This is a genomic window from Mycobacterium sp. E136, from assembly GCF_001666865.1.
GTDB lineage: Bacteria > Actinomycetota > Actinomycetes > Mycobacteriales > Mycobacteriaceae > Mycobacterium.
Genome location: NZ_LZJE01000123.1, coordinates 1 through 21,940, shown reverse-complemented (window position 1 = coordinate 21,940; position 21,940 = coordinate 1). Strand labels below are relative to the sequence as shown.

The 21,940-nt window shown below is 63.0% G+C and carries 10 protein-coding genes; 7 read left to right on the top strand and 3 right to left on the bottom strand.

The window, feature by feature from the left end:
- Positions 1–3,381: acyl carrier protein (locus A5698_RS08570; protein WP_068295547.1), on the top strand; the 3,381-nt coding region annotated here is incomplete at its 5' end.
- 26 nt (positions 3,382–3,407) lie between these two features.
- Here A5698_RS08570 and A5698_RS08565 read toward each other — a convergent pair.
- Together A5698_RS08565 and A5698_RS08560 are read right to left on the bottom strand one after the other, a co-directional pair.
- Positions 3,408–4,451 carry a putative sugar O-methyltransferase gene (locus A5698_RS08565; RefSeq protein WP_156670661.1) on the bottom strand — a complete coding sequence of 348 codons (1,044 nt, stop codon included), beginning with the start codon at positions 4,449–4,451 and terminating at the stop codon, positions 3,408–3,410.
- Positions 4,452–4,689: 238 nt separating this feature from the next.
- A complete protein-coding gene (locus tag A5698_RS08560; RefSeq protein WP_068295543.1) occupies positions 4,690–5,361 on the bottom strand; it encodes a methyltransferase family protein in 672 nt (223 codons plus the stop codon).
- A 324-nt stretch (positions 5,362–5,685) separates the two neighbouring features.
- Between A5698_RS08560 and A5698_RS08555 the strand changes: the two genes are divergently transcribed.
- Both A5698_RS08555 and A5698_RS08550 read left to right on the top strand, forming a co-directional pair.
- Positions 5,686–7,905, top strand: a complete 2,220-nt coding sequence (locus A5698_RS08555) for an acyltransferase family protein (protein WP_286144396.1) — start codon at positions 5,686–5,688, stop codon at positions 7,903–7,905.
- Positions 7,906–8,097: 192 nt separating this feature from the next.
- The gene (locus tag A5698_RS08550; RefSeq protein ID WP_068295541.1) at positions 8,098–8,328 is read left to right on the top strand and encodes an MbtH family protein; all 231 of its coding nucleotides are present in this window, start codon (positions 8,098–8,100) and stop codon (positions 8,326–8,328) included.
- A 213-nt stretch (positions 8,329–8,541) separates the two neighbouring features.
- Here A5698_RS08550 and pks2 read toward each other — a convergent pair whose 3' ends face one another.
- Positions 8,542–14,898 (bottom strand): sulfolipid-1 biosynthesis phthioceranic/hydroxyphthioceranic acid synthase, encoded by a 6,357-nt coding sequence (gene pks2 / locus A5698_RS08545; protein ID WP_068295539.1) that lies wholly within the window; start codon positions 14,896–14,898, stop codon positions 8,542–8,544.
- A 428-nt stretch (positions 14,899–15,326) separates the two neighbouring features.
- On the opposite strand from pks2, the gene htpG reads away from it, so the two are divergent.
- The 4 genes from htpG (at position 15,327) to A5698_RS08525 (ending at position 21,870) form a co-directional block, all read left to right on the top strand.
- Positions 15,327–17,252 (top strand): molecular chaperone HtpG, encoded by a 1,926-nt coding sequence (gene htpG / locus A5698_RS08540; RefSeq protein ID WP_068295537.1) that lies wholly within the window; start codon positions 15,327–15,329, stop codon positions 17,250–17,252.
- A gap of 238 nt (positions 17,253–17,490) precedes the next feature.
- Positions 17,491–19,227 carry an AMP-binding protein gene (locus tag A5698_RS08535; RefSeq protein WP_068295535.1) on the top strand — a complete coding sequence of 579 codons (1,737 nt, stop codon included), beginning with the start codon at positions 17,491–17,493 and terminating at the stop codon, positions 19,225–19,227.
- Positions 19,228–19,260: 33 nt separating this feature from the next.
- The gene (locus A5698_RS08530) at positions 19,261–20,127 is read left to right on the top strand and encodes an SAM-dependent methyltransferase (RefSeq protein WP_068295533.1); all 867 of its coding nucleotides are present in this window, start codon (positions 19,261–19,263) and stop codon (positions 20,125–20,127) included.
- Between the two features lie 6 nt (positions 20,128–20,133).
- Entirely contained in the window at positions 20,134–21,870 is a 1,737-nt protein-coding gene (locus A5698_RS08525; protein WP_068295531.1) for an AMP-binding protein, read from the top strand.
- The last annotated feature ends 70 nt before the right edge of the window (positions 21,871–21,940 follow it).

Below are 21,940 nucleotides of genomic sequence, written 5' to 3'. Positions count from 1 at the left end.
CCGGCCGCCGTCGTCGTTCTCGACGCGTTTCCGTTGACGGTCAACGGGAAGCTCGACACCCGCGCGCTGCCGGCGCCTGAGTACACCGACGCCGATCGCTACCGTGCGCCGGAGAGCGCGGTCGAAGAAGTTCTGGCCGGGATTTACGCCCAGGTGTTGGGATTGGAGCGGGTCGGGGTCGATGACTCGTTCTTCGAGCTGGGCGGGGACAGCATCTTGTCGATGCAGGTCGTGGCCCGGGCCCGGGCGGCGGGTCTACTGTGCCGCCCGCGGGATGTGTTCGCTGAGCAGACGGTGGCACGCTTGGCCCGGGCGGCCCGGGTCATCGAGGGTGAGACCGCGGGCGCCCTCGATGCGGGTGTCGGTCCCGTGGTGGCGACCCCGATCATGCAATGGCTGCAGGGCATGGATGGCCCTGTCGATGAGTTCAACCAAACCATGGTGGTGCAAGCCCCCGTCGGAGTCAGCGAGGCCGACGTGGTGGCGGTCCTGCAAGCCATCTTGGATCGACACGCGATGTTGCGGCTGCGGGTCGACGACGATGGTGCAGGTGGCTGGGCACTCACGGTTCCCGAGCCTGCGGCGGGGGATGCGCGAGACTGCCTGAGGACCGCGGACGAATTGTCCGAGGCGGCGTTGGTGTCGGCACGGTCGCGGTTGGACCCGGCGGCCGGGCTAATGCTCAGTGCGCTGTGGATTGCCCGTACCGGTCAGTTGGTGTTGATCATTCATCACCTGGCAGTTGATGGGGTGTCGTGGCGAATCCTGTTGGAAGACCTCAACATTGCCTGGGCCCAGCACCGCGCAGGGCAGCCGATCATCCTTCCGGAGGGTGGAACATCGTTTGCCCGGTGGTCGGCGCTGCTGGCCGAGTTGGCCCGTGCACCTGAGGTGGTTGCTCAAACCGACGCGTGGCGGCAAGTGACCGCGACCCCCGCCGCGTTGCCGACGGTGCAACCGGCGCTGGATACCTACGCGTCCGCCGGACGCTTGTCGGTGTCACTCGACGTCGAGACCACCAAGATGCTGTTGGGTGAGGTTCCGGCGGCCTTCCGTGCAGGAATCCAGGACATCTTGTTGATCGCGTTCGGGCTGGCGGCAGCGGAGTTCTCCCGTCCCGGTAATGCGCCGGTCGTCATCGACGTGGAGAGCCATGGCCGCGCTGAAGAGCTCTCGGTCGATGTCGACCTGTCGCGCACCGTTGGCTGGTTCACGGCGCTCTACCCGGTCGCATTGGCCGTGAATGGGCTGGACTGGGACGAAGTCATCGCCGGTGGGGCGGCGTTGGGGAGAGTGGTCAAGGACGCCAAGGAGCAGCTGCGTGCCCTACCCGACGGAGTTACCTATGGTCTGCTTCGCCATCTGAACCCGGACGTCGATCTGAACGGGTCAGATCCGGTGCTCGGGTTCAATTACCTGGGCCGGTTGGGCGCGTCGGCCGGCGAAACCTCAGACGATAGGTGGCGGATCGATCCCGAGGGATTGGCATCGACTGGCGCAGTTGGGGCGATAACTTTGCCTTTGGCGCATACCGTGGAGCTCAACGCCGCCACCGCCGACACGGATGCCGGGCCCCAGTTACACGCGGACTGGACGTGGGCCCCGTCGGCGCTGGACGCCGCTCAGGTCGGCAGGTTGAGCAGGTTGTGGTTTGAGGCGCTGGCGGGCATTTGCGCGCATGTGCGCGCTGGCGGCGGCGGACTGACACCGTCCGACATCGCGCCTGCTCGGCTGAACCAACCCGAGCTCGACGAGCTGTGCCAGCGCTATGCGGTCGCCGACGTTTTGCCGTTGACTCCGCTGCAGCAGGGGTTGCTCTTCCACGCCAGTGCTGCGCAGCGTGACGGCGACGATGTGTATGCGGTGCAACTGGATATCACCGTCACCGGACCGCTGGAGCCGCTGCGACTGCGGGATGCGGTGCAAACTGTGGCCGCCCGCCATCCCAACGTGGTAGCCCGCTTTTTCGCCCGGTCCGGCGAGCCGGTCCAGGTGATTTCCGCTGATCCGACGGTCCCATGGCGCTATGTCGATCTCAGCGGGGGTGCGGTCGACATCGGTGAGCAGATCCAGCGCCTATGCGCTGCGGAGCGCGCCGCCGTCTGCGACTTGGCGGATCAGCCGCCCCTCCGGGCGGCACTGATCCGCACCGCCGCAGAAAGCCACCGGTTGGTGCTGACTAATCACCACATAGTGCTCGACGGTTGGTCGATACCGATTCTGCTGCACGAAATCATCGCCATTTACTACGGCCAGCGGCTGCCAGAGCCCACGCCGTACCGCAGATTCATCACTTGGCTGGCCGAGCGAGACTTGCAGGCCGCGCGCGCGGCGTGGACTCAGGCGTTGACCGGTTTTGACACCCCAACACTGGTGGCTCCCCCGGACCGGTTGGGGGTGGGGCCGCGTTCACTCGCAGAGTTCCGAGTGCCGGAACAAACTACGAAAGCCCTTGGCGAGCTGGCCCGTTCACACCACACCACCCTCAGCACCGTGCTGCAGGCTGCGTGGGCCCTGCTGTTGAGCTCCGTGACAGGCAATCAGGATGTCGCGTTGGGCGCCGTGGTTTCCGGGCGGCCCGCGGAGTTGGCAGGCGCGGAGACGATGGCGGGACTTCTGATCAATACGGTGCCGGTGCGCGCGCGTCTCACGCCGGCTACCACTACCACCGACTTGCTAGAGCAGCTGCAGAGAACGCATAACAACACCTTCGAGCATCAGCACATCGGGCTGTCGGATATTCATCGCCTCGCGGGCCACGAGAAGTTGTTCGACACGGTCTTCGTGTACGAGAACTACCCTATGGACAGCGCGGCGTTGTCGAGCGGCCACGACTTCGCCATCACTGAGTTCAGGGCTCGCGACTACTACCATTACCCCGTTGCGGTGCAGGCACAACCAGGCCGTGAGCTGGGGCTTCACGTTCAATTCCGCACTGACATCTTCGACTTGGCCAGCATCGAGGCGATGATCGAGCGGTTGCAGGGGATATTGCGGGCGATGATCGCCGATCCGGCACGGCGCCTCTCGTCGATTGACCTGATCCGCGCGGGTGAGCGTTACCGCCGCGACCACGCTCAGCCGATGTCTACCGGTACATCGACGCAGGAACACTCCGAGGCCCTAGCAAACGACTCGCTGCCGACCAACCCGGTTGAGCGGGTTCTGTCCGACCTTTTCGCGGAAGTGCTGGGTGTGGATCGCGTGGGCATCGACGAGTCATTCTTCGACATAGGTGGAGATTCCCTTACCGCGATGCGCCTGATCGCCAAAATCGATGCGGCCCTTGACATTCAGTTGCCGGTTACCAGCCTATTCAACGCGCCATCGGTGAGAAGCCTCGGAAAGCAGCTTGCGGATATGTCCGGCACACCGGAATAGATGGTCACCCGCGGACGCAGATGACTTCAGCCTTCACTTGCGCGGAACAGGTAGTACCAGGCGGGTGAAACGCCGAACTTCTGCAACTCCGGGTTGCTGTATTTCGGTTCAACGGTGTGCAAGTGGTAGCCGTGTTGGGCGAGTATCGGTGTGTAATCAAAACCGTTGACAAGATGGATGGTTTCTTCGCCCGCGCTGTCGTTGGGAACGATGAATAGGTACTCGATTTCGAGCTCTGCACACCGCCTGATCCAGTACTCGATGGCTTCGATGGCACACTCGGAAAAGCTGTGGATATTGATCGCCAACTTGATGGTCCCTGGCGTCAGATATTCCTCCTGCTCATCGAAGGGGACGACGCATGCGCGTTCCGCGCCCTTCTTGGACAGGTAATAGGAGGAGATGAACGTCGACTCGGGGACGGCGTCGATGCAGTAGTACGTGTCTATGTTGCTCAAGGCGGTAAGTGCCCTGTAGGCGAGACGGCCATAGCCGGCGCCGATGTCGAGCACCTTCAAACCGGAGAGGCTTGAAATCTTCAACGTCCGCTCGAGCCACAACAACTCGTTGACCGAGTCCAACAGGTCACGGCTGACGATCCGCTTGTTTCCGTCGTTGTCGAAATCGCCCGTGGGATAGGTGAAGACGCCGAAGTCGCCGTCTTCGGTGAACAGATCAAGCAACCCCAACCAGTCAAGGGTCTTGAGATAGAAGTACGTCAGGAGGTACTTCTGCGGTGTGTTGTTGGCCTGGTTCTGGAAGACATAGCAATTGTCGCCGCGGAAGTACAGTAGATCCTCTTGCCTGACGAACCCGGGACGCCAGACAGTTGATGTGCCGATGAAGTGTTGCATCGCGGCGTAGCGGCGACGCAGCGACTGCAACTCCGAGCTGCGCTCATCGAGTGCGGCCGCGTCGCCAGGTGTCGTGCCTTGTCCTGAGTGGCCTCTGTTGCTTTGGAGCCACGCGCGCACCCACTCCCCAGCCGCTTCTCTCGGCTGCCGCGACCAATACGAGATCAACCATTTAGCCGCTTTCACACGCTCACCGATTGTGATGTTCTCGCTCACCCTGGCCCCCTAGCCATCGATCTGTGAATTGGCAACGATGCGTCGAGCATGCGTTACATCGCCTTGAGGGTCTCCAAAGCTCTTCACCGCTGCACAGTTGCGAGCGGTGCCCCCGAGCCCCCTTCGAAGCAGGTTACTGAAACTGACGCGGGACGGAAAGCAAATCTGAACCATCGGCCGACCGCCAAGGTTTGCTGGAGTCCGTAATTGTGATTCTCAGACTGTCGATGAGGTGACTTCACCAAACACAGGGCACCAGGCGGTAGCGGACTTTCTGTGTGTAGTCGAGGTACCCATCAAGTTCCTGCTGCAGCAATTTCTCCTCGTCTTGGATCCGAAAACCGAGTGATATCCCCGCGAGGACGACGGCCAGGAGTCCCCAGTAAGAACCGAGCGCGAGGGGTGTACCAACCAACATGATCATGCTGCCGGTGTACATCGGGTGCCGCACCATCCCGTACAGACCGGTAGAGACGATCTTCTGGTCTCCCTCCACTTGGACGTTCGCTGCCGCGTAGCTGTTCTGCACCACGACCACTGTCACCAGAATCAGTCCACCGGCTACGAGGATGTTGCCGACCAAACAGAGCGCGGTTGGTACATGGGACCAACCGAAGCGATGGTCAAAGCCGCTGACCAGGAACGCTGCCGGCACAGACAACAACCAGCCGACGATGAGGACCCTTTGAACTACTCGGGTCTCTGCGGTCGCCCCACGCATACGACGCTCGAACGCATCGGGGTTGGTCCTCAACAAGTAGATGCTCGGAATCCATCCCGCGAGGTTGAATACCGTTAGGAAGACCCACGCTTGCCAGTAGTCGAACGTGCCTGCTGCCAGAAAGAGGAGCAATCCGAGCGCCACGGATTCAGCAAACTTAACCGCCAACCTTCTGGAAGTGAGTTTCACAGGCCCTCCTCGACTTGCGAACGTTACCGTACGCTACAGCGAACTTCGAAGCCGACCGAGGCAGCTGCCTGTGGAGTGCACTCGGCCGGTGGATGGGCCACCGGCCGGCGGCAGGCGGAGCGGTTGGTTAGGGCGGATGGGTGCGGTCTTCGCAAGCGCATCGTCTGCGCAGGCTACCGGCGCGAAACCAAGATCGATTTTCGATGAAATCCGTCCGTCCGGACGTCTCTCAAAGGCCTAACGAGAGGTCTTTCGGGCAGCCGTCGACGCCCGCACACGAAAGTTTGCCAGCTTTATCACGCCGGGTATGTGAAGATGCTTTGCGTGACGGAAGCACCAATTTTTGGGGGCGGCGTGACCTCGACAGACGCCGAGACGGTCGACCCCGATGGAAAGCCGCAGAGGCGCGGGCCCGCGAAGCCAGAATTTCGCCACGATGTCGAGGGCTTGCGTGCGGTCGCGGTGCTGGCCGTTGTTCTCTTCCACGCTGCGATGCCCGGTGTGGGTGGCGGCTTCGTCGGCGTGGACGTATTCTTCGTCATCTCGGGCTTCCTCATCACCGGGCTGTTGTGGCGCGAGGTGAGTTCCAGCGGCAAGGTGCGGCTACGTCGTTTCTACGGAGCGCGCGCCCGGCGGCTACTACCAGCCTCGGCTGCGGTGGGTATTGCGACCGCGATTGCATCGGCCTTTTTGCTACCACCCTTGCAGGTCCAGGGCGTCATGCTCGACGGCATCGCGAGCGCGCTCTACGTCAGCAACTTTTGGTTCATCCTGCAATTGCAGAACTACTTCAACCCCAACCTCCTGACGCCTTACGAGCATTACTGGTCGTTGGGCGTGGAGGAGCAATTTTATTTTGTGTGGCCGGTTCTAATCATCGGTACGGCTTGGGTCATGCGGCGTGCGCGGCGACGCCTGAAGGGTCCCGCCACGGCATCGACGCAACCGTTTCTGGTCGTCCTCATCCTTGTCGCGGCTGCGTCGCTCGCGCTGGCGGTGACGACCACGTTCCTGCTGCCGTCGGTGGCATTTTTTTCGCTGTTCACGCGCGCATGGCAGCTTGCAGTCGGCGGATTGGTAGCGCTGACGGTCAGCCAATGGCGCCGAATACCAGGAAAGTTCGCCGCCACCGCTGGGTGGGGAGGGCTCGCCATGATTCTGCTGGCGTGCACCCTCCTGAGCAAGAACACGCCCTACCCTGGTGTCGCCGCGCTTTTACCGACGTTGGGCACGGCCTTGGTGATCGGTTCTGGCTGCTCCGCGCCCTCTCATGGATGCGGTCGCTTCCTGGCGTGGTCGCCGATGCAAGCGGTCGGCAGAGTGTCGTACTCCTGGTACCTCTGGCATTGGCCGGTGCTGCTGTTCGCTCCGCTCCTCGTGGGTCATGCTCTCGGGCTGACAGGCCGGCTGACAGCGGTGCTGGTCTCTGGTGGGCTCGCTGTGCTCACACTGCATCTGATTGAGAACCCGTTGCGCTTTGCCGCTCCCTTGCGCAAATCTCCCGCAAAAAGTCTCGCACTCGGAGGTGTCGCCACCGCGGCAGCGGTGTCGGTGTGCGTGGCCGTGATGGTGTCGGTGCCCTCGCCGGTCGGCCGCGGCTCACCAGCCACACCCATGGTCTTCACTCTGGCGTCTCCTCCCCCTGGCCACACCGGGGAAGCGTACGACGCGGCGGTGAACGAAGCGTTCGCGCGAGTTCAAGCAGGACTGGCCGCCTCCGCCGACCTGGATACGGTTCCGTCGAACCTCAATCCGCCACTCGCCGACGCGGTAAATGAGGCTCAAGGCATGCTCCGGACCGGCTGCTTGCGCTCATTCTTTCAAGCCGGACAGCCGGACTGCGCGGCCGGCGACACCGCCGCCGGGACCACGGTTGCCCTGGTCGGTGACTCGAACGCGACGATGTGGATCCCGGCGTTCGATGAGTTCGCTTCGCAGAAGGGTTGGCGGCTCGAGACCCTCAGCACGCAGGGCTGCCCACCTATGGATTTGCCCATCACCGGCCCCGTCCGTCGACTGCTGTACGCCAACTGCACGCAGTGGCGCGGCGAGATCATCGATCACTTGAGCGCCAGGCATCCAAGGCTCGTGGTATTGAGCGTCTGGCGGGGCTACGGCGGTTCTGGGCTGGGTTGGGAACCAGGTTTTACTTCATATGCTCCGGAGTGGATGGAAAGCATGACTCGCCTCGTGCGGCAGCTTCAAAGTACGGGTGCCGAGGTTCTGGTGCTTGGGCCGATCCCGAATCCGCACTCAATGGTGTCGATCTGCCTGTCCGACCATCTCGATGATGCGACGGCCTGCTCGGTTCCCCGGTCCGAGGCGGTGAACGAAGCCGGCATCGCGGCTGAATCTGCCGCCACAAGGGCTGGCGGTGGACACTATGTTGACCTCACGGATTTGTTCTGCACCGCTGACCGCTGCCCGGTCATCGTTGGCGACACCCTCGTGTACTCCGACCAGACCCACGTCACAGCTGCCTATTCGCGGTTGCTGGCACCGGTGATGGGATTGCTTGCCGACCGCGCGCTTGCGCCCAGTTGAGCGCCCGCCATGACAGCGATCGCCAAGAAGGCGACGTGGTCTCTGGACCAGGAGGTCGGCTATCTCTACCTCAGTTCGGTCGCGGATCGTCTTGGCAAGAATGCCACCTATACGGTGTGACTCCGTCGGTCCAGTCGTGAGTATGCTTTGGGACGGTTTTACTGATATCGACCAATATTGACTGGGAGAACTATGAGCGTTAATCCATTCGACGACGAAAACGGCAGCTTCTTCGTCTTGGTCAACGACGAGGAGCAACACAGTCTTTGGCCGACTTTCGCCGATGTGCCGGCGGGTTGGCGTGTGGTTTTCGGTGAAGCAGACCGTGCTGCGTGCTTGGATTACATCGAGCAGAACTGGCCTGATATCCGTCCGAAGAGTCTGCGCGACAGGCTGGCGTCGGGCGGAACGTCTGATAATTGACCCGGTCGGGCTGAAGCCGACCGACGTCAACCTGTGAACGACCAGGTTCTAGGAACGGCGGACCGGTAGGTGTAAAGCCAACGCACGACGGCAAGCGCCGTCGACCGACGGCCGGATCGGCCCTCGTTCCCGAGCGCAACTCATTCGACCGGTCTACCCACGCGGGAGCCGACATCACCTGTGTCGCAACGGTTCCGGCGGCCCGCAACCGGACTAAGCCGACACTTTGACCTCTTTGGGTTCCGCGGGCGTCAGCTTCTCGGACAGCATCGTGGCCAAATCACGAACTGTCGTCGTCATATTGGTCGACGTTATGCGGAGCCCCGTTTCAGTCTCGATACGCGTGCGCAATTCAAGGGCACCCAGCGAATCCATGCCGTACTCGGCGAGGGGACGGTCGGGGTCAACGTTGCGCCGCAGGATCAAGCTGACCTGATCGGAGATCAACCGCCGCAACAGTGCGGGCCACTCCTCAACGGGGAGCTCGTCGAGTTCGGCACGGAACTTGCTTGAGCCCGCGTTGCCTTGTCCCGTGTTGCGGAACGCCTCGGCGAACGGGCTGTGCTGCGCGAACGCGGTCAACCACGGGGTCCCCATGATGGGGGCGTAACCGGTGTAGGCGCGGTCGTGACGCAGCATCGCCTCGAACGCGTATGCGCCCTCGTCGGGTGTGATGGCAACGCCGGTACCCTCTGCCAGGGCGGTGGCCGCACCGATCTCGCCCCATGCGCCCCACGCGATCGCGGTGGCGGGCAGCCCTTGGCCGTGTCGCCAATGGGTGAACGCATCCAGCCAGCTGTTGGCTGCGGCGTACGCGCCCTGACCGGGCGAGCCCACCAGCGCCGCCGCCGACGAGAATGAGCAGAACCAGTCCAGCGGTTGACCCGTTGTCGCCGCGTGCAGATTCCACGCGCCGTATACCTTTGGCGCCCAGTCCCGTTCGACGAGTTGTTCGGTGATGTTCGTCAGGGTGGCGTCCTCGATGACCGCCGCGGCATGCAGCACACCGCGCACCGGCAGCCCGGTCGCAGTCGCTGTCGCCACCACGCGGTCTGCCGTCGCGGGCTCGGTGATATCCCCGCACTCCACCACGACGTCGGCGCCGATCGAACGGATGAGCTCGATGGTTTCCAGCGTCTTGCGGTTGGGTTGCGAACGCGATGTGAGCACGATTCGCCCGCAGCCGCCGGCGGCCATCTTCTCGGCCAGGAACAAGCCGAGACCGCCAAGGCCGCCGGTGATGATGTAGGAGCCGTCACTGCGGAAGACTCGAGCCTGCTCCGGCGGCAACACCACGTTGCTGCTTCCGGCCCGCGGAATGTCGAGGATGAGCTTGCCGGTGTGCTGCGCAGCACTCATCACCCGGATTGCGGTGGCGGCGTCGGCCAGCGGGTAGTGCGTGCTCTCCGGGATCGGAAGCACGCCGTCGACGGTGAGCTTGTACACCGTGTTCAACAGGTCCCGCAGTCGGTCAGGGTGGCTGAACGACAGCAGCGCAAGGTCGAGGGCGTGGAACGTGAGGTTGCGCCGGAAGGGGAACAAGCCCAGCTTGGTGTCGCCGTAGATGTCGCGCTTGCCGATCTCCACGAACCGTCCACCGAATGCCAGCAATTCGACGCCCGCACGTTGGGCGGCACCGATGACCGAATTGAGCACGATGTCGACCCCATAGCCCTCGGTGTCGCTGCGAATCTGGTCGGCGAACTCGGTGCTCCGGGAGTCATAAACATGTTCAATACCCATGTCGCGCAACAGTCGCCGCCGCTGCTCACTGCCTGCTGTGGCGAAGATCTCGGCACCGGCCGCGCGGGCGATCGCGATCGCGGCCTGGCCCACCCCGCCAGTTGCGGAGTGGATCAGCACCTTGTCTCCGCTCCTGATGCGGGCCAGATCGTGCAGGCCGTACCAGGCGGTGGCCGTCGCCGTGGTCACCGCTGCGGCGTCAGCGTCGCTCAGCCCGGTGGGCAGAGTGACCGCGAGGTTGGCGTCGCAGGTGATGAATGTCGCCCAGCAGCCGTTGGGGGAGAGGCCGGCAACGTGATCGCCGACCTTGTGAGTCGTGACGTCGGGTCCTACGGCGGTCACCACGCCGGCGAAGTCGGTTCCCGGCTCTGGCAGCCGACCCTCGAACGAGGGGTAGCGGCCGAATGCCACCAGCACATCCGCGAAGTTGATACTCGACGCGGTGACTGCGACTTCGATCTCCCCTGGCCCGGGCGAAACCCGCTGGAAAGCAACGAGTTCGGCGGACTCGAGGTCCCCTGGAGTACGGATCTTCAACCGCATCCCGTCTTGCTCATGGTTGACGACCGAGGTCTTTCGGTCCTCCGGGCGTAACGGAGCGGGGTACAAACGTGCCACGTACCACTGACCGTTCCGCCAAGCGGTTTCGTCTTCCTCGATCTCGGAGAGCAATTGCTGCGCCAGTTGCTCCGGCTTGATGCCGGCGTCCACGTCGATCTGAGTGGCTCGCAGGTGCGGATGCTCTGTGCCGATAACTCGCACGAGCCCACGAAGCCCGCCAAGTTCGAGGTTGGGCCGGTCCCCGGTCCCCACAGTCTGGGCGTCCCGAGTCACGACGTACAGACGCGGCGGCTCGCCGGACACATCCGGCAGTTCGCGGGTGATGCGGACGAGATGCTCCACATACTCGCGACCCAAGCGTGGAAGCTCATTCTCGGTCTCGCCGTTCTTGGGACCCGTGAAAACCACTACGCCCGTAAACGATCCGCCGCGCAGTTGCGTTCTGAGCTCTTCAGCGCTCGAGGTGTGGTCCGCGTTTCGCGGCCAACACATGGCAGTGCATTGCGCGCCATGCGTCTTCAGGACATCGGCCAAATTCGTAGCAATTTGGTCTGTGTTCGTTGTGCTGATCAGTAGCCAATTTCCAGCCTCGGCATACTCGACCTCGGGCAACGCTCGGGGTTGCCATTCGATAGTCAGCAACCGGTCGGCCAGTATCCGTGCCTTGTTGCCCTTTTCGTCCGCGCCGGTGCCCAATTGCAGGCCCTCGACCGAAAGCATGATGGTGCCGTGCTCATCGAGCACGTCGATATCGGCCTCCACTCCCGAGATATCGACCTTCGTCACGCGCGTCAAGCAGTAATGCGCGTCGCGCGCAGCGGTGTACGAGCGGAGTCGACGGATACCGAGCGGGAGCCCGAGCATGCCCTCACCCAACGCCTGGACGTCGGGGTGAGCTTCGACGGATTGGAAACAAGCATCTAGCAGCGCCGGGTGCACGCCGTAAGCGCCTTGCTGCGATCGGATCTGGCGGGGAAGCGCAACCTCGGCGAGCATGGTCGCGGACTCGCCGGTGTGTACGGCGCCGAGACCGGCGAACGCCGGACCGTACTGGACGCCCCGCTGGTCCATGCGTGCGCGCACCGCGTCTCCATCTTCGCGGTTCGGATGCGCCGCGAGCAGCGCAGACGCGTCGTGCGCCGGAGGCTGCTCCAGCTCGGCGGCCTGAAGGATTGCGGTAGCTTGTCGCGTCTGCTCGCCACCTTGATTGGTTTCCACGGAGAACTCGAAATTGCCCGGCGACGACAGCGACGCCGAGGCGCCGACGGTGGTCTGCTCGTCGAGAAGCAGTGCCTGTTCGAAGCGGATGTCGCGGACCTCGGACGCCTCGCCCAGGACGGCTTGCGCGGCCGCCAGCGCCATCTCGCAGTAGGCAGCTCCGGGGAGCACGGCCACGTTGCGGATCTGGTGATCGCCCAGCCAGGGATGGACCGTGGTGCCGACCTCGCCCTGCCAGACGTGGCGCTCGGGCTCCTCTTGCAGGCGCACATGGGAACCCAACAATGGGTGAACTGAGATGGTGCGCGCACCGTGCGTCGGGGAGTTGCCCTGACCCTCGTTGTTCAGACGGAGTTGGCGGTGTGTCCACGTCGGCAGGGGCGCGTCGATCAACCGCCCATGCGGGTAGAGCACGGAGAAGTCGACCGCGGCGCCTGCGGCATGCAGGTCTGTCAAAAAGCCGCGCAGTCCGTGCGGCAGCTCTTGTTCGCGACGCATGCTCGCCAGAGCGGCCATCGGCACGTCGAGGCTGCGGGCATTCTGCTCCAGCGGATGTGTGAGCAGGGGGTGGGGCGCCAATTCGGCGAAGACCCGATAGCCGTCCTCCATAGCGGCCTGCACCGCGGCGGCGAACCGTACCGTGCGCCGCAGATTGTTCACCCAGTAGCGGGCATCGCACATCGGCACGTCGCGCGGGTCGAACAAACTCGTCGAATAGAACGGGATTTCCGGTGTGCGGGGGGACAATTCGCCCAGCGCCTCGGACAAGTCGCCGAGTATGGGTTCGACCTGGGGAGTATGCGAAGCCAGGTCGATCTTGACTTCGCGGGCCATCACGTCGCGCTGCTCCCACTCGGCGAGCAGTTCGCGCACACGCTCAGGGGCCCCGCCGATCACAGTCGATTCTGGAGAGGCGACCACCGCGATCACGACGTCGTCGATCCCTCGGGCGGTCAGTTCCGAAAGTACTTGCTGCGCAGGCAGTACCACCGACCCCATCGCCCCAGAACCGGCGATGCGGGCCATCAGCCGCGAACGCCGGCAAATCACCCGAACGCCATCTTCGAGCGACAGCGCACCGGCGACCACCGCCGCGGCAGTCTCACCCAGGGAGTGCCCGATCACCGCGCCCGGGCGAACACCGTAGGACTTCATGGTTTCTGCAAACGCGACCTGCATCGCGAACAACATCGGCTGCACGAGGTCGACGCCGGACACCATTTCAGGGGCTGTCATCGCCTCGGTCACCGAGAAGCCGGACTCCTGCGCAATCAGCGGCTCGGCGGCGGCGATGGTGGCGGCGAACACCGGCTCGTTGGCCAGTAGATCGGCACCCATTCCCGCCCATTGCGACCCGTGGCCTGAGAACACCCACACCGGACCCCGGTCATCGCGTCCGACTGCCGGCTCATACGGCGTATCGCCGTCGGCTACCTCTCGCAGAGCCTCGATCAGCTCCGGTCGGCTGGTCGCGACGACGCCGGTGCGCACCGGGCGGTGTGCACGCCTGCGAGCCAGCGTGTAGCCCAGGTCGGTCAGAGCCACGTCTTCATGCGTCTGCACCCAGTCGGCCAGCCGCGCGGCGGTTCGGCGCAGTTCGTCGGCTGAGGTGGATGAGATCGTGAACAGTTGGGGCTGCGTCGTTGCCGCGTCAACGCTTCCGTTGCGTTGGGGATCGACCGCGGGAGTGCCGGGAGCCTGCTCCACGATGGCGTGGGCATTGGTTCCCGAGAACCCGTAAGCCGAAACGGCGGCCCGCCGGGGTGCCTCACCGTTTATCGGCCAGGCCGTATTCTCTTTGGGCACAAAGAGATTGCTCTTGGCGCTGGCGAGTTCATCGGGCAGCTGGGTGAAGTGCAGGTTCTGGGGCACCACTCCGTGCTGGACGGCCAGGACAGCCTTCACCAAACCCAGAGTTCCCGAGGCCGATTGGGTATGACCGAAGTTCGTCTTCGACGCTGCGAGCGCACACGGCCCTTCGACACCGTAAACCTCTGACAGGCTTCCGAATTCGATGGGATCGCCGGTCGGGGTTCCGGTGCCGTGTGCCTCGACCATACCGACGGTGGTCGGGTCCACACCGGCCGCGGCCAGTGCGGCCTGGTAGGCCTTGACCTGCAAGGGTTGCGACGGTGTGGTGATGTTCACCGTACGACCGTCGTTGTTCAAAGCCGTGCCGCGTACGACTGCCAGGATTCGGTCACCATCGCGCAGCGCGTCGGGCAAGCGCTTGAGAAGCACCATGACGGCGCCCTCGCCTGATGCGAACCCGTCCGCCTCTACGTCGAACGCATGGCAGTGGCCGGTTGGGGAGAGCATGCCGCCGGCCGATCCCGCGGACGACTTACGCGGATCGAGCAACAGCGTGGCACCGCCTGCGAGGGCGACGTCGCATTCGCCGTCATGCAGACTGCGACATGCCATATGCACAGTGACGAGGCCAGACGAACAGGCGGTGTCCACCGTTATGGCCGGACCGTGCAGATCCATGGCGTACGCGATTCGACCCGACGCCATGCTGTAGTTGTTGCCCAGGAATCCGTACGGGCCCTCCAGGGCATGGGCATCCGCCGCGAGCAGTATGTAGTCGCCGTGCGTCAGACCCACGTACACGCCGGTCTGCGAACCCGCCAACTGCGTGGGACTGTAACCGGCGTGTTCCACTGCCTCCCAGGAAGTTTCCAGCAAGAGACGATGCTGAGGGTCGACTGCGGTGGCTTCCCGTTCGCTGATGCCGAAGAAGTCGGCGTCAAAACCGCCGTACTCGTCGAGGAACGCGCCCCATTTCGAGACGGACCGACCGGGTACGCCCGGCTCGGGATCGTAGTACTCCTCGGCGTCCCAGCGGTCGGGCGGAATCTCGATGATCAGGTCGTCGCCCCGAAGCAAGGCCTCCCACAGCTGTTCCGGAGAGTCGATACCCCCCGGAAGCCGGCACGCCATGCCGATGACGGCAATAGGGGTGACTGGCGTGGTGCCCGTTGTGGACGGAGTCGCAGCTGTCGTAGAGCCCGACTGTGAATCATCCACAGACTTGAATGACGTCATTTCCCCTCCGCGTAGAAATGGTTGCTGTGGCCTCGGCCGCCGCACGGCCCCATCTGTGCACTCTTGAGGTCAGCGGGACACCGACGGCGGCGCCGTCATGTGCTTCCTCGGTGGCAGTGGTTTGCCTCGGCAGGCGGTCACAATCGATAACGCTAGGTTCACACAGGGTGTGTTGTCTCGAAATCGGAACAATCGATACCGAAAGCGGCACAAGCGAGCACCGGAAAAACCATTAGCCGTGCTTCATAGCGCGCGTTCAGTTTTCTTCGCGTCGGATCCGGCCCCTTCCAGCGACCTGGTGGACGTTGCTAGCGGCGGTCAGGTCGCCATGCCGACCGGGGTGGACAAATCGAACCCTGCCCCTGGGCCCTCGCGCGGATCGCTATCATCTTTGCCGGTATTGAACGTCTGTTGTTGAACGGAAGCACATGACTGCACACGTCGAACAGTTGGAGTTCCAGGCAGAAGCGCGCCAACTTCTGGAGTTGCTGATCCACTCGGTGTACTCCAACAAGGATTCCTTCCTGCGGGAGTTGATCTCGAATGCCTCGGATGCGCTGGACAAGATGCGTCTGGAGACCTTGCGCAACAAGGACCTCGACGTCGACGCATCCGATCTCCACATCGAGATCGATGTGGACAAGGACGCCCGCACCCTGACCGTCCGCGACAACGGCATCGGTATGACCCACGACGAGGTTGTCGACCTCATCGGCACACTCGCCAAGTCCGGTACCGCTCAACTGCGGCAGCAATTGAGAGAAGCCAAGAACGCCGCTGCCTCTGAGGAACTGATCGGTCAGTTCGGTATCGGTTTCTACTCGACGTTCATGGTGGCTGACGAGGTCGAGCTGCTCACCAGGAAGGCCGGCGAAGGTCAGGGCACCCGATGGGTTTCGACTGGTGAGGCCACCTACACCATCGAAACAGTCGAGGATGCCCCGCAAGGCACGTCAGTCACGCTGCATCTCAAGCCAGAAGACGTCGAGGATCAGCTGCACGACTACACCTCCGAGTTCAAGATCAAGGAGCTCGTCAAGAAGTACTCCGACTTCATCTCTTGGCCCATCCGGATGCAGGTCGAGCGGCGCACTCCCCCTGCCGAGGACGGCGGCAAGGAAACCGTCACCATCGAGAATCAAACCCTCAACTCGATGAAGGCGCTCTGGGCCAAGTCCAAGGACGAGGTGTCCGACGAGGAGTACAAGGAGTTCTACAAGCACATCGCGCACGCCTGGGACGAACCGCTCGAGGTGATCGCGATGAAGGCCGAGGGCACCTTCGAGTACCAGGCACTTCTCTTCATCCCGTCGCAGGCCCCATTTGATCTGTTCTCGCGAGACGCCAAGGTCGGGATACAGCTGTATGTCAGGCGTGTGTTCATCATGGGTGACTGCGACGAACTGATGCCCCGCTACCTGCGATTCGTCAAGGGTGTCGTGGACGCACAGGACATGTCCCTCAACGTTTCTCGCGAGATCTTGCAGCAGGATCGACAGGTCACCGCGATCCGGCGCCGGCTGACCAAGAAAGTCTTGTCGACGATCCAGGATCTGCAGTCTCAGCGTCCGGAGGATTACCGCACATTCTGGACACAGTTCGGCTCAGCCCTCAAGGAGGGCTTGATGTCCGACTTCGACAACAGGGACACACTCCTGCGTATCTCGTCGTTCGCCTCGACTCACAGTGACGAGGAGCCGACCACTCTCGCCGAGTATGTCGAACGCATGAAGGAGGGTCAGGAGCAGATCTTCTATGCCACCGGACAGTCACGCGAGCAACTTCTGAAGTCGCCTCATCTCGAGGCCTTCCGAGCCAAGGGCTACGAGGTGCTGCTGCTCACCGATCCGGTTGACGAAATCTGGGTGGGATCGGTGCCCGAGTTCGACGGCAAACCGCTCCAGTCGGTGGCACGGGGTGAAGTCGACCTCGAATCGGAGGAGGAGAAAAGCGAGGCCGAGCGCGAGGAGCAGCAGAAGGAATTCGCCGATCTGCTGACCTGGTTGAAGGAAACCCTCAGTGACCATGTCGCAGAAGTGCGGTTGTCCAAGCGCCTGACCGAGTCGCCGGCCTGCTTGATAACACCCACCTTCGGCATCACACCCGCGCTGGCGCGCATGTACCGGGCATCTGGACAGACTGTGCCGGTCACCAAACGGATCCTCGAACTCAATCCACGACATCCGCTCGTCAACGGCCTACAGCAGGCGCACAAGAACGGTGCTGACGAGTCGGCGCTAGCGGAGACAGCCGAATTGCTCTACGGCACGGCCCTTCTCGCGGAAGGCGACATCCCCGACGATCCGGCGAAGTTCGCGGCACTGCTCGCGGAACGACTGGCTCGCACTGTGTAGGTGCGTCGCAGTACCGTCCCAAACGACGCGGTTGCGTTTGGTCAGAATGGCCGAATGGAACGCCATGTTCGGCAAACGCGATCATTACCGGTTCCAGTGGCATCTACGAGTCTTTCAGGGGCAAAACGGCTGGTCGTCAGCCCTGTCGATGCCGCGCTGTTCACGGTGATCGGTTGGTCGGCAACCGAATCTCTCACTTTCGGCCTGCGTCGGCGACGGCGACGGTAACCTCTGGCTGGTGACGGGGACCTCCCTTTTGACGGTGCTGCGCGAGCGCGCCAGCCTGCAGCCAAACGACCGGGCACTCACGTTCATCGACTACGAGCAGAACTGGGATGGTGCAGCCGAAACGCTGACCTGGTCGCAGCTGTACCGGCGGACGACAAACGTTGCGCGGGAGCTTGTCCGTCACGGGTCGACCGGCGACCGCGCGGTGATACTGGCACCGCAGGGCCTCGACTACATCGTCGCGTTCTACGGCGCGTTGCAGGCGGGCCGGATTGCAGTTCCGCTCTCCGTTCCACTGGGCGGCGTCAGCGATGAGCGCGTCGATTCGGTCTTGCGGGACGCGTCGCCGACAGTCGTTCTCACCTCATCCCGTGTCGCCGCCCCCGTGAGTGATTACGTGAAGGCCCACTCGGATACATCTAAACCCGCAGTCATCGCTGTCGATTCGCTCGACCTCGACGCGTCGACGGGATCCGAAGCCGGGTGCGAGGACGGCCACGACATCGCTTACCTGCAATACACATCCGGGTCGACCCGTACGCCGGCCGGCGTCATGATGTCGCACCGGAACGTTCTGGCGAATTTCGGTCAGGTGTCGGCCGACTATTTCGCCGACTCGGGTGGTGTTCCCCCGCCGGGGACCACCCTTGTTTCGTGGCTGCCGTTCTATCACGACATGGGTCTGTACCTAGGCGTCTGCGGGCCGGTTCTGACGGGGCTTCACGCCGTGCTCACCAGCCCGGTGGCGTTCTTGCAGCGGCCGGCCAGGTGGATGCGGATGCTGGCAAACAACAGCAAGGCATATTCGGCCGCACCCAACTTCGCGTTCGAGATCGCCGCGAAGAAGACGTCCGACGATGACATGGCGGGCCTCGATCTTTCGGACGTGCTCGTCATCGCGACCGGTAGCGAACGGGTGCACCCGGCGACGCTTGAGCGCTTCACCACTCGGTTCGCCCGCTGCAACCTCCGCTCGGCCGTGATAAGACCGTCGTACGGCATGGCGGAGGCGACGGTGTATGTGGCGACTGACAGGCCAGGTCAAGAACCGAAGGTTGTTCGTTTCGACTCCGACAAGCTGACTGCTGGCAAGGCGGAGCGGTGTCAGAACGGGGGCGGCACACCGTTGGTCGGTTACGGTGTGCCGCACTCGCCGACGGTTCGGATCGTGGATCCCGACACGATGACCGAATGCCCGGCGGGGGTAACGGGCGAGATCTGGGTGTACGGGGACAATGTGGCGCTGGGTTACTGGCAGAAGCCGGAGGAGACCGAGACCACGTTCGGGGGCAGGCTTGTCGCTCCGTCGGAGGGTACGCCGGAGGGGCCGTGGTTGCGGACGGGGGATCAGGGCTTTTTGTTCGATGACGAGCTGTTTGTCATCGGCCGCATCAAGGATCTGTTGATCGTGTACGGGCGTAATCATTCGCCTGATGACATCGAGGCCACGGTGCAGGAGATCACGCGGGGGCGGTGCGCGGCGATCGCGGTGCCGGACCGTTCGGTCGAGAAGCTGGTCGTCATCATCGAGGCCAGGAAGCGTGGCTCCGCTCAGGAGGCTGCCGAAACTCTGGCTGAGGTCAGGCGCGAAGTCACTTCGGCGATATCCAACGCACACGGCCTCAGTGTGGCGGATCTTGTTCTGGTGTCGCCGGGTTCGATCCCGATCACCACGAGCGGCAAGGTCCGGCGCGCGACCTGCGTCGACCAGTATCGGCAGGGTCAGTTCGCCCGCATAGACGCATGACGCATAGGAAACTTGTCGATTGAAGGGGAGGAAATGGAAACACTGAGCGAGCGCGGTGCATCGCCCGAGTCGATTCAGCACCACTACGACGTGAGTAACAGGTTTTACTCACTGTGGCTCGACGAGTCGATGACTTATTCGTGCGCACTGTGGGACGGCCAGGGTGATGATCTGGCGGAGGCACAGAGACGGAAGATCGATTACCTCGTGACCGAGGCCGGGGCGGCGGGGCGCAGCCGCGTCCTGGACATCGGGTGCGGGTGGGGTTCGGTCATGCAACGAATGGTCGCCGAACACGGCGTTCGGCAAGTCACCGGCTTGACGTTGAGCGAGGCGCAGGCCAAACACGTCGAGGGGTTGGGCGATTCCCGATTTCAAGTGCTCATTCAAGACTGGGCAGATTTCGTGCCCGAGGAACGCTATGACGCCGCAGTTTCGATAGGCGCGATGGAGCATTTCGTCAAATTCGGGAGGAAGAGGTCAGACAGAGTCGAGGCATATCGGCGATTCTTCGAGAAGTGCCACGAATGCCTCAATCCCGGCGCGGGACTTGCTCTGCAGACAATCGGAAAAGGTAACGTCGCAATGGACCAGCAAGGGCTGGAAGATTGCCTATTCATAGCCGAGCATATATTCCCGGAGTCGGATCCGCCGAGGCTGGCAGAGATAGCACACGCCGCCGAAAAGCTCTTCGAGATCAGGACGGTGCAGAACCATCGGGAACACTACGCTTTGACCTGCTCAGCATGGCTCCAGAGGCTACGAAGCAATTGGACGGAGGCGGTGGACATCGTCGGTGCGGAAAAGGTGTCGGTCTACGAGAGATATCTCGAGGCATCGATCAGGCAGTTCCGTCTCGAACATGCAAATCTCTACCGAATTTCCCTCCGGAGGGTGTGAATCCGCGTGAATGATGCTTCCCCCGCTGCCATGATCCGTGAACGCGCCGGTTTCCAGCCCAACGAGACAGCGTTCACGTTCATCGACTATGACCAGGACTGGAACGGTGTCCCCGAAAGCCTGACCTGGTCTCAGCTGTATCGGCGAACGACTAACGTCGCCAATGCGCTCGAACGCTGCGCGTCGCCCGGCGATCGGGCGGTGATCTCGGCGCCACAGGGGCTGGACTACATCGTCGCCTTCTACGGCGCACTGCAAGCCGGACTCATCGCCGTTCCGCTCTCCGTTCCGATGGGCGGCGTCACCGATGAGCGCGTCGATTCGGTGCTGCACGACTCCTCGCCCACAGTCGTTCTCACGACGTCTGCAGTCGTGGACGGCGTCACGCAAGCCGTCCAGTCGCAAGGTGGCGACGGGGCTCCCGTGGTCGTCGCGGTTGATTCGCTGGAACTCGATGCGCCGGCGGGTGCCGACGCTGGGTTCGGGACTGGTCCCGACATTGCGTTTCTGCAGTACACTTCGGGCTCCACCCGCACGCCGGCAGGCGTCATGGTGTCGAACAAGAACCTTCTGGTGAATTACCGGCAGCTGATGTCGGACTTGTTCGCCGACGATGGAAACGTGCCTCCGCCCGACACGACGATCGTGTCGTGGCTGCCGTTTTATCACGACATGGGATTGATGGTGGGGGTCTTCGTTCCCGTCTTGGCCGGCCTCCACGCTGTGCTCATGAGTCCGGTGGCGTTCTTGCAGCGGCCGGCCCGGTGGATGCAACTGCTGGCAAGCAACAAGCACGCATTCTCGTCGGCGCCCAACTTTGCGTTCGAGATCGCCGCGAAGAAGACGTCCGACGAGGACATGGCCGGACTCGACCTCGGTCAGGTGCGTGGAATAGGCAGCGGTAGCGAGCGCATCAATCCCGCCACGATCGAGCGCTTCACCAAGCGATTCGCTCACCACAATCTCGGCGAGACCGTGTTACGTCCCGGATATGGGTTGGCGGAAGCGACGGTGTATGTGGCGACCGGCCGGCCGAACCAGGTGCCGAAAGTTGTTCGTTTCGACTCCGACAAGCTGACTGCTGGCAAGGCGGAGCGGTGCGAGAACAGGGGCGGCACACCGTTGGTCAGTTACGGTGTGCCGCACTCGCCGACGGTTCGGATCGTGGATCCCGACACGATGACCGAATGCCCGGCGGGGGTAACGGGCGAGATCTGGGTGTACGGGGACAATGTGGCGCTGGGTTACTGGCAGAAGCCGGAGGAGACCGAGACCACGTTCGGGGGCAGGCTTGTCGCTCCGTCGGAGGGTACGCCGGAGGGGCCGTGGTTGCGGACGGGGGATCAGGGCTTTTTGTTCGATGACGAGCTGTTTGTCATCGGCCGCATCAAGGATCTGTTGATCGTGTACGGGCGTAATCATTCGCCTGATGACATCGAGGCCACGGTGCAGGAGATCACGCGGGGGCGGTGCGCGGCGATCGCGGTGCCGGACCGTTCGGTCGAGAAGCTGGTCGTCATCATCGAGGCCAGGAAGCGTGGCTCCGCTCAGGAGGCTGCCGAAACTCTGGCTGAGGTCAAGCGGGAAGTCACTTCGGCGATATCCAACGCACACGGCCTCAACGTCGCGGATCTTGTTCTGGTGTCGCCGGGTTCGATCCCGATCACCACGAGCGGCAAGGTCCGGCGCGCGACCTGCGTCGACCAGTATCAGCAGCGTCAGTTTGCCCGCATAGACGCCTAATGGGAGGCGAACAGCGTGTCCTTGACGGGGATCTTGGTTCTCGAGCGGGACGCTGATCACTGAGCCGCCA